General features: G+C 63.5%; 10 protein-coding genes. 3 read left to right on the top strand and 7 right to left on the bottom strand.

Translation table 11 applies throughout. The features are described 5' to 3' along the window. The 3 genes from NKJ06_RS33050 to NKJ06_RS33040 all read left to right on the top strand — a co-directional run. The coding region (locus tag NKJ06_RS33050) for an ABC transporter permease (protein WP_352812104.1) at positions 1-378 on the top strand (378 nt) is incomplete at its 5' end. A 10-nt stretch (positions 379-388) separates the two neighbouring features. After that, the gene (locus tag NKJ06_RS33045) at positions 389-1,150 is read left to right on the top strand and encodes an SDR family NAD(P)-dependent oxidoreductase (protein WP_352630937.1); all 762 of its coding nucleotides are present in this window, start codon (positions 389-391) and stop codon (positions 1,148-1,150) included. Positions 1,151-1,462: 312 nt separating this feature from the next. Beyond that, positions 1,463-2,215, top strand: a complete 753-nt coding sequence (locus NKJ06_RS33040; protein ID WP_352630940.1) for a hypothetical protein — start codon at positions 1,463-1,465, stop codon at positions 2,213-2,215. 117 nt (positions 2,216-2,332) lie between these two features. On the opposite strand, the gene NKJ06_RS33035 is transcribed toward NKJ06_RS33040, so the two are convergent. The 7 genes from NKJ06_RS33035 to NKJ06_RS33005 all read right to left on the bottom strand — a co-directional run bounded on the left by NKJ06_RS33035 (position 2,333) and on the right by NKJ06_RS33005 (position 8,306). Then, complete coding sequence (locus NKJ06_RS33035) at positions 2,333-3,841, bottom strand: aldehyde dehydrogenase family protein (protein ID WP_352630942.1); 1,509 nt, start codon at positions 3,839-3,841, stop codon at positions 2,333-2,335. 21 nt (positions 3,842-3,862) lie between these two features. Beyond that, the gene (locus NKJ06_RS33030) at positions 3,863-4,207 is read right to left on the bottom strand and encodes a cupin domain-containing protein (protein ID WP_352630944.1); all 345 of its coding nucleotides are present in this window, start codon (positions 4,205-4,207) and stop codon (positions 3,863-3,865) included. 17 nt (positions 4,208-4,224) lie between these two features. After that, positions 4,225-4,566 carry a cupin domain-containing protein gene (locus tag NKJ06_RS33025; RefSeq protein WP_352630946.1) on the bottom strand — a complete coding sequence of 114 codons (342 nt, stop codon included), beginning with the start codon at positions 4,564-4,566 and terminating at the stop codon, positions 4,225-4,227. A gap of 17 nt (positions 4,567-4,583) precedes the next feature. Then, on the bottom strand, positions 4,584-4,934 hold the full coding sequence (locus NKJ06_RS33020) for a cupin domain-containing protein (protein WP_352630949.1): 351 nt from the start codon (positions 4,932-4,934) through the stop codon (positions 4,584-4,586). Between the two features lie 223 nt (positions 4,935-5,157). Continuing rightward, positions 5,158-6,432 carry a glycosyltransferase gene (locus NKJ06_RS33015; RefSeq protein ID WP_352630951.1) on the bottom strand — a complete coding sequence of 425 codons (1,275 nt, stop codon included), beginning with the start codon at positions 6,430-6,432 and terminating at the stop codon, positions 5,158-5,160. 12 nt (positions 6,433-6,444) lie between these two features. Continuing rightward, on the bottom strand, positions 6,445-7,518 hold the full coding sequence (locus tag NKJ06_RS33010; protein ID WP_352630953.1) for an ABC transporter ATP-binding protein: 1,074 nt from the start codon (positions 7,516-7,518) through the stop codon (positions 6,445-6,447). Next, a complete protein-coding gene (locus NKJ06_RS33005) occupies positions 7,515-8,306 on the bottom strand; it encodes an ABC transporter permease (RefSeq protein WP_352812102.1) in 792 nt (263 codons plus the stop codon). Before NKJ06_RS33005 ends, NKJ06_RS33010 begins: the two co-directional genes overlap by 4 nt. Positions 8,307-8,476: the final 170 nt, after the last annotated feature.

Genomic DNA, 8,476 nt, shown 5'->3' with positions numbered 1-8,476 from the left:
GCGCACGGGCTGTTCTCGATGGCGCTGGTGACGATGATCGTCGGCACGCGTCTCGGCAGCCTCGACCGCAATCTGGTCGAGGCGTCGAGCGATCTCTACGCCACGCCGCTGACGACGTTCCGCAGCATCGTGTTTCCGCAGATCATGCCGGCGGTGGTCGCCGGCTTCCTGCTCGCCTTCACGTTCTCCTTCGACGATTTCATCGTCGCCTTCTTCGTCGCCGGTGCGCAGACGACGCTGCCGATCTATGTCTTTGCGTCGATCCGGCGTGGGGTGACGCCTGAAATCAATGCCATCGCGACGATCGTGCTCGTCGCCTCCGTGCTGATTGTGGTGCTTGCCCAATGGCAGCTGCGCCAGCGCAAACCATCGAACTGAAAGCCGCATCATGATCCTCAAAGACCGCATCGCGGTGGTGACAGGCGCCGGCTCCGGCATCGGGCGCGCCGGCGCCATGATCATGGCCAGGGAGGGCGCGGTGGTCGTCATCGCCGACAGGGACCAGGTCGCTGGCGAAGCAACGGCTTCGGACATCCGGGCAGTGGGCGGGCAGGCCGAGGCGATCGCGACCGATGTCGCGGAGGACGCGGCGGTCGAGCAACTCATTGCCAGCACGCTCGACAGGCATGGGCGCATCGACATCCTGCACAATCATGCCGGTATACAGGTCGGCGGCACGCTGACCGAAGTCGAGACCGAAGGCATGGATGCCTCGTGGCGGGTCAATGTGCGGGCGCAGTTCCTGGCGGCCAGGATGGTCATGCCATCGATGGTCGCACGAGGCGGCGGCGTTATCCTCAACACAGCCTCCAATTCGGGCGTGTTCTACGACCGCGAGATGATCGCCTACGCCACCTCCAAACATGCGGTGGTGGCGATGACCAGGCAGATGTCGCTCGACTATGCCCGGCACAATGTCCGCGTCAACGCGCTCTGCCCGGGCTGGGTCGATACGCCGTTCAACGAACCGTTCATCGCCCAGATGGGCGGGCGCGAGGCGATCGAAACCTATGTCCGCAGCAAGATCCCGATGGGGCGCTGGGCCAGCGCTGAAGAGATCGCCGAGGCGATCCTGTTCCTCGTCTCCGACCGCTCCTCCTTCATGACCGGTCAGGCGCTGGTGATCGATGGCGGCGAGAGCATCGGCTGAGACTATGTTTCGGTCATCAACGTCCTTTGTTTTCCTCTATTTCAACGCCTTTCCGATACACTGCTCCACGACTTTCTCCGTGCCGCCGGTCAGCAGCTAGGACTATGGTCTGACCGGCATGGGACTTCAGTGCCACGGCGGTCCGCGAGCGTCGATTTTCCTATAATATCAAACGGTTACGAGTCTTGACGGTTGTCAGATCGCGTATTGAGACCGCATTTGTCTAAAGTTTACTCTGTACAATTAGGAATTCCTCATACGACGGTCGCCTAGCGGTTGGGCGAAGGGTGGCGATTCCCCGAGGAGGTTACCATGACAAACCGAAAAACTCTGTTCGCGGCGCTTGCCGCATTGGCGCTTCTGGCGTCTCCGGCAATGGCCGGCAACGGGCACGGCGGTGGCAACGGGCACGGTAGCGGCGGTGGCAATGCCGGCGGGAACGGTGGCGGCAATGGCAACGGTGGCGGCAAGAGCAGCACTTCGCACGGCAAGTCCGCGTCGGCTCGGGGGCAGGTGGCCAAGGCGGACGACACCACGGTCGACACGACCACAAAGGTCTCGGCCGTGCCGAAGGAGAAGAACATCCACGCCAAGCTTGGCCGGCTGAACTCGCTGCAGCGCAACATCAACGCCTACATGAACTCCAAGAGCAAGAAGTTCGCTGCCATTCAGGCTTTCGTGACGCAGTCCGCGAAAGCCAAGGTAGCCGAGGCCGCCGCCGAGGCGGCCCAGGATAAGCTGGATGCGCTGAATTCGCAGTTGAACGCCTTGACGTCGCTGACGGCCGATCAGATTGCGGCCATGACGCCCGAAGATCAGGCGGCCTTGCCGGGGAAGATAGCGGATCTGCAGGCCGAAATCACCGCCCAGGAGGCAGAGGTGACCGCCGCCAATGAGGCGGCTGCCGCGGCAACGGAGGGCACCGATGACGCCTCGCTCGACGCGGCGCTGACGGACATGGCCAACAAGCCCGTCGATGCCGAGGTCACCGCCTGGGCCCAGGGCGTCCTTGCCGGCAAGATCGACCAGACGGCGGCCCAGATTGAAGCGGAAACGACACCGTAGCGACTTGCAGCCGAAACAGCAGTAGGCAGTCAAAGATGCCGCCGGTCTCGCCCGGCGGCATTGCTTTTCCCGGTCATGATCGGGCTATCTATCCCAAGATAGCGAGTTTCGAGACACTCATACGTGCTTGCGGCCGCCGGTCGCGCGGAACCAGCTGTCGGGATAGGGATACCACCATTCCTGGATCGCCGGTTTGTGGTCGATGATCACCATTTTGGAGCGGCGGAAGGCATCCAGCCCCTGGCGGCCAAGCTCGCGGCCGAGGCCCGAGGCCTTCCAACCGCCGAAGGGCAGGGCGTCATTGTCGATCAGCGGGTTGTTGACCCAGACCATGCCGGCCTCCAGCCGCTCGGCTGCCTCATGCGCCTCCGCCAGATCGGTGGTGAAGACGGAGGCGCCGAGCCCAAACGGGCTGTCATTGGCAAGCCGGATCGCCTCGTCGAAATTTTTCACCCGGCAGATGGCGGCGACCGGGCCGAAGCACTCCTCGCGCACGATGGCCATGTCTGGGGTGACGCCCGTCAGGATCGTCGGTTCGTAGAACCAGCCGGTGTTGTGCGCCGGCGGGATGCGCCCGCCGGTCACCACCTTGGCGCCGCTGTGGATGGCATCGTCAACGAGGCGCATAACCTTGGCCCGCGCGGCTTCGCTGACCATCGGGCCGATCTCGGTCTTGTCCAAGCCATTGCCGATACGCAGGGCACGCGTCTTTTCGGCGAACAGCTCGACGAAACGATCATGAACCGAATCGACCACGAAGAAGCGCTCGGCCGAGGTGCAGACCTGGCCGGTGAGATGGAAGGCGGCGGTGACGCTGCCGGCCGCCGCCACGTCGAGCGGGGCGTGCTGGCTGATAATCAGCGGATCGCTGCCGCCGGCCTCGATGACGCATGGTTTCATGCGTTCGGCACAGGCCACGGCAACCGCCTTGCCGGCGGCGACCGAACCGGTGAAGGCAACCGCGTGGGTGCGGTCGGAAGCGATCAGCGCCTGCGCCGTGGCCGCTCCGCCAGGCAGGCAGGAGACCAGCCCTTCCGGCAGCGAGCGGAACACGGTCATGTAGTCCAGCGTCGATAGCGTCGTCGCCTCGGCCGGCTTGATGATGCAGGCATTGCCTGATGCAAGCGATGCCGCGACGGTCCAGCACATCAAGAGGATCGGGAAGTTGTAGGGCATGATGTGGACCGACACGCCATAGGGCTCGTAGCGCGCATACTGGAACGACCCGGCCTGCGTCGTGCCGGCGATCTTGCCGGCATCGTCACGCGCCATCTCGGCATAGTAGCGGAAGATCGGCGCGCAATTGGCGATTTCGCCGATCGCTTCGGGATAGGGCTTGCCCATCTCGCGCACCATCAGCTCGGCGCAGCGCGTGAAGTCCGCCGCTTCGATGGCGTTGGCGACGGCATGCAGGCGCTTGGCGCGGCTCTTGGCGTCGAGCTTTTTCCATGCGGCCTGCGCATTGGTTGCGGCGGTGAGCACGGCATCGATCTCACCGTCTGTGGCGGCCGAGATAGTGCCGACGGTTTCGAGCGTCGCCGGATCGATCACCGGTTTGTTCACGCCGGTCATCGGCCGGTAGTCCGGATTGACGAAGAAAACCGGCCGGTCAGGGGAGAAATCCATGGGCATCCCTCTCAGATCCGCTCAGCGGATCATATAGACCTTCTTGATGGTCTCATGGACGGTGCAGACGCCTTTCCAGTCCTGCGGGAAGAAGGCCGCCGTGTCCGGCTCGATCTCGATGACTTCGCCGGATTCATGGACATAGGTGCAGCGGCCTTCGAGGAAGTGGCAGAACTCATCGCGGGTGACGTGGCAGTGCCATTTGCCTGGCGTGCAGACCCAAAGCCCGCATTCGGAGCGGCCTTCCGGCCCCTTGTGCAGCAACTTGCCCGAGGTGCGGGATTCGCCCTCGATCATCGTCGGGATGACACCCCAGTCGACGAGGTCTGACATGGCGAGGGGGGATTTCATGATCGGCGTTGTCATATCGATTTCCTTGAAGCTCACCGGCACATGAAGGCCTTGGTCAGCGTTTGCGTGATGATGGAGATGCCGGTCCACCCGGCGGGAAAGAACACCAGCGTGCCGGCCTCGACAGCAATCCGTTCGCCGTCGTCATGGACGTAGCTGCCGTGCCCTGAGAGGAAGTGGCAGAATTCGTCAGCGCCAAAGGTGACCTTGCGCGTGCCCGGCGTGCACGACCACAGGCCGCATTCACTCGATCCGTCCGGGTTTTGCGACAGGATCCTGCCCGAGGCGCGCGGCGCGCCGGCAAGCGTATTGCTGCCCGCGCCCCAATCCTCCAGTTCCACGCTCGAGGCCTTCGGCCAGTGCGGTGTCGGCATGTCTTCAACTCCGTGGATCAGGCCAGCATATAGACGTTGCGCATGGTCTCATGCACGGTGCATTCGCCTGTCCAGCCAGCAGGGAACATGACCACGGTCCCGGTGGTGACCTCTACCACTTCGCCGACATCCGATCGGTAGGTCGCACGGCCGGCAACGAAATGGCACAACTCGTCGCGCGGGATCGAGAGCCGCCAGCGGCCCGGCGTGCAGACCCATATGCCGGATTCCGGCTGGTTGTTCGGCCCTTTGTGAAGCAACTTGCCGGTGGAGTGCGAAGCGCCGTCCAGCGCATCCGGCTGGGCGCCCCAGTCGACGAGGTCGGTGCGGGTGGTGGCCTGATGGAGGTGTGGGGCGGAGGAGGTCATGTGGATGCTCCGGTGGCGCGATGCCTAATAACATGTTGCGCCAGGACACCCCCCTCTGGCCTGCCGGCCATCTCCCCCGCAAGGGGGGAGATCAGATGTCGTTTCGGCTTTCGCCAATCACCAGGATTGCAGAGTGAGACCCTGTGGCGAAGCTGCCAATCTCCCTCCTTGCGGGGGAGATGGCCGGCAGGCCAGAGGGGGGTGCTCAGGCTCGACATATCGCTCACAGCAATCCCTCCAACGACCCAGCCGCCTTTTCCGGCCCATTCTGCCCCTGCATCTGTGCCGACGTCTTTGCCAGCTTGGCCTTCATCTTCGGATCGGTCAGACAGGCCTCGATCTTCGTGATCAGCCCGGCATCGGTCCAATCGTAGCGCGGCATGCCGAAGCCATGGCCGGTCTCCTCGACGCGGGTGGCGTTGTCGTGGCCGTCCCAGACATAGGGCATGATGATGGCCGGCTTGCCGAAATAGAGGCACTCGGTGAACGAGTTGTTGCCGCCGTGGTGAATGACAGCATCGACCTGCGGGATGACCGAAGGCTGCGGGAACCAGCTTTCGACGATGACGTTGCCGGGCACGTCCGTATACTGGTCCTTGTAGCCGCCGACATTGACCAGTGCCCGGTAGCGCGTCTTGTCCAGCGTCGCGATAATGCGCTTCAGCAGGTCGACATCGCCGGCGCCGAGACTGCCGAAGGAGACGTAGAGTAGCGGCCCGTCATTGTTTTTCGCGAAGGTCGGCACCGCGTAGGGCTTCTCCTGCCGCACGCAGCCTTCGAGATACTGGAACCTTGCCGGGTCGAGCGGATGGCGGCGCTTGAATTTTGCCGCCTCGGGATAAAGCAGCAGATTCAAATAGGGCGAGGCTTCGAAGAATTGGCCGATCGGATAGGGCGCCTCGTTATTGGCGGTGAGGAAGGTGTTGAAGTCGTCATGGATCGGCTTGATCACCGCGTTGAAATGATCGCGATAGCGCTGGTGTCCGGCATGATCGTTCTCGCCGCAGCCTGACAGATGCGGCGGGATGTCCTCGTCCTCGATCTCGTTTTCCGAGCAGGAGATGACGCGCACCCACGGCTTGCCGTACTGCTTGATCGCCGGGAACAGGATGACGTTATCGACGCAGATCACGTCAGGTTCGATGCCGGCCAGGACGCGCGGCAGATCCTTCTGCGCCCATTTGGCGCTGTCGACGATCGCCGCCCAGCAATCCTTGACGTAATTGTCGACCTGGTCGTAGGGCGATTTGCGGAAGTTCGGGATGTGGCCATTGATGAAATCCTCCCAGAACTTCGCCATCTGCTCGGGCGGCATCGGCTCGGACAGGTTTACCGGATGCGCCTCGAAGCCGTAGCCCTTGTAGACATCAACGAAGCCGGGATCGGACAGGAACACCGCCTTGTGGCCGCGCGCCTCGACCGCCTGGGCGATGCCGACGGAATTCAGCGCCGGGCCGTAGGCCGCTTCGGGAAAAAACGCGATCGTCTTCTGCGCCATCAAGCTACTCCTCTATTCTGCGAAAATTCTGACATCGGCGGGGTCCCAGCCCAGTTCGACCTGGTCGCCCGACGAGACCGGCCGGCGGTCGGCGGCATCGGCGGTGACGCGCACCAGGAACGGTTTTGGCGACAGGGGCGTGCGGACATGCAGCTGCAGGTCGAGGCCCTGATAGGCCAACGCTTCGACCGTGCCGGTGGTGCGGTTGGCGGTCTCGGCCGATGGGAAAAGCCGGATGCGCTCGGGCCGCACCGACGCGACAGCGGATGCCCCGGGCGAAAGTGTGGCGGGAACCTTGCCGGCAATGCTCATGCCGTTTGTCGCCAGCACGCCATCGGCTGACACCCTGCCCGGCACGAAATTCATCACGCCGATGAAATCGGCGACGAAACGATCAGCGGGATGTTCGTAGATTGCGTGCGGCGTGTCGCATTGCAGCAGCTTGCCATCCCTGAGCACCGCCATGCGGTCGGCCATGACAAGCGATTCCTCCTGGTCATGGGTGACGATGACGAAGGTGATACCGACCTCGTGCTGCAGGCGCTTCAGTTCCAATTGCATGGCGCCGCGCAATTTCTTGTCGAGGGCGCCGAGCGGTTCGTCGAGCAGCAGCAGTCGGGGCCGCTTGACCAGCGCGCGGGCGAGCGCCACGCGCTGCTTCTGGCCGCCCGACAATTGCTCCGGCTTGCGGTCGGCGAAGGGCACGAGTTCGGTGGTCGCCAGGATGGCGTCGACGCGCGAGCGGATTTCCTTAGCTGGCAAACGCTCCATTTCGAGGCCGTAGGAGACATTGGCGCGGACGCTCATATGCGGAAACAGCGCGTAGGACTGGAACATCAGATTGACCGGCCGCTTGTTGGGCGGGGTCCTGGCGATGTCGCGGCCGTCGAGCAGGATGCGTCCGTCATTGGGTGTCTCGAAACCGGCCAGCATGCGCAGCAGCGTGGTCTTGCCGCAGCCGGACGGGCCGAGCAAGGCGAAGAACTCGTTCTCGCGGATATCGAGCGAGACGCCGTCGACAGCCGTCACCCGGCCGAAATTCTTGGACACCTTGTCGATGGCCAGTAGCGTGCGCGGTTCGCTCATTGGCCTGTCATCCCTCGATTGAGCCGCTGCGACAGGGTCAGCGCGGTGATCGAGACCGCCATGACGATGGTCGCCAGCGCGTTGATCTCCGGCGTGATGCCGAAGCGGATCATGGCGTAGATCTGCATCGGCAGCGTGGTCGAGGCGCGCCCCGCGCCTGCGGTGAAGAAGGCGATGATGAATTCGTCGACCGAGAGCGTGAAGGCAAGCAGCGCGCCGGCGCTCCCCGCCGGCGCGATGACCGGCAATGTCACCCGCCTGAAGGGGGTGACGGCCGACGCGCCGAGGTCAGCGGAGGCCTCGACGATCGACCAATCGAAACTCTTCAGCCGCGCGCGCACCACCGAGCAGACGAAGGCGAGGTTGAAGACGACATGGGCGAGAATGATGGTATGCAGGCCCATGGTCAGATTGAGCATGGAGAAGAACGAGAGCAGCGCGATGGCCAGCACGATGTCGGGAATGATCATCGGCGCGAAGATCAACGCTTCGAGGCCCTTGCCGTATTGGCGGCGCATCTCGACGCCGATCGCCAGCAACGTTCCGAGCAGGGTGGCGATCGCGGTCGAGACCAAGGCCACGATCAGTGTGTTGAGGGCGGCGGAGAGGATGGCGCTGTTCGAGGCCAGTGAGACATACCATTTCAGCGAAAGGCCCGACCATGCCGTGGGCAGCCCGCCTTCGTTGAAGGACAGCGCCACCAGCACGGCGATCGGGATGTAGAGGAAAGCGAAGACAAGAACGAGGATCGTCCGCATACCGAAAGTGCGAACAAGAGATTGATTCATCGCTGCCCTCCGATGGTTTGGAGCTGCGTAAGCAAACTGCGTCCTTCTCCCCGTTCACGGGGAGAAGATGCCGGCAGGCAGATGAGGGGCAGCGCCCAACCTTGCAGAAGCTGGCGCCGCCCCTCATCCGCCCCTTCGGGGCACCTGCTCCCCGTGAACGGGGAAAAGGG

This window comes from Mesorhizobium sp. M0293 (genome assembly GCF_040321735.1).
In the GTDB taxonomy this organism is placed as follows: domain Bacteria; phylum Pseudomonadota; class Alphaproteobacteria; order Rhizobiales; family Rhizobiaceae; genus Mesorhizobium.
Note: the sequence above shows the minus strand (reverse complement) of the source record. Positions and strands in the feature narration are given on the sequence as shown.

Excerpts from the sequence above, each read along its gene's own strand:
- NKJ06_RS33045 (WP_352630937.1), top strand. The coding sequence starts at position 389 with ATGATCCTCAAAGACCGCATCGCGGTGGTGACAGGCGCCGGCTCCGGC.
- NKJ06_RS33040 (WP_352630940.1), top strand. The coding sequence starts at position 1,463 with ATGACAAACCGAAAAACTCTGTTCGCGGCGCTTGCCGCATTGGCGCTT.
- NKJ06_RS33035 (WP_352630942.1), bottom strand. The coding sequence starts at position 3,841 with ATGGATTTCTCCCCTGACCGGCCGGTTTTCTTCGTCAATCCGGACTAC.
- NKJ06_RS33030 (WP_352630944.1), bottom strand. The coding sequence starts at position 4,207 with ATGACAACGCCGATCATGAAATCCCCCCTCGCCATGTCAGACCTCGTC.
- NKJ06_RS33025 (WP_352630946.1), bottom strand. The coding sequence starts at position 4,566 with ATGCCGACACCGCACTGGCCGAAGGCCTCGAGCGTGGAACTGGAGGAT.
- NKJ06_RS33020 (WP_352630949.1), bottom strand. The coding sequence starts at position 4,934 with ATGACCTCCTCCGCCCCACACCTCCATCAGGCCACCACCCGCACCGAC.
- NKJ06_RS33015 (WP_352630951.1), bottom strand. The coding sequence starts at position 6,432 with ATGGCGCAGAAGACGATCGCGTTTTTTCCCGAAGCGGCCTACGGCCCG.
- NKJ06_RS33010 (WP_352630953.1), bottom strand. The coding sequence starts at position 7,518 with ATGAGCGAACCGCGCACGCTACTGGCCATCGACAAGGTGTCCAAGAAT.
- NKJ06_RS33005 (WP_352812102.1), bottom strand. The coding sequence starts at position 8,306 with ATGAATCAATCTCTTGTTCGCACTTTCGGTATGCGGACGATCCTCGTT.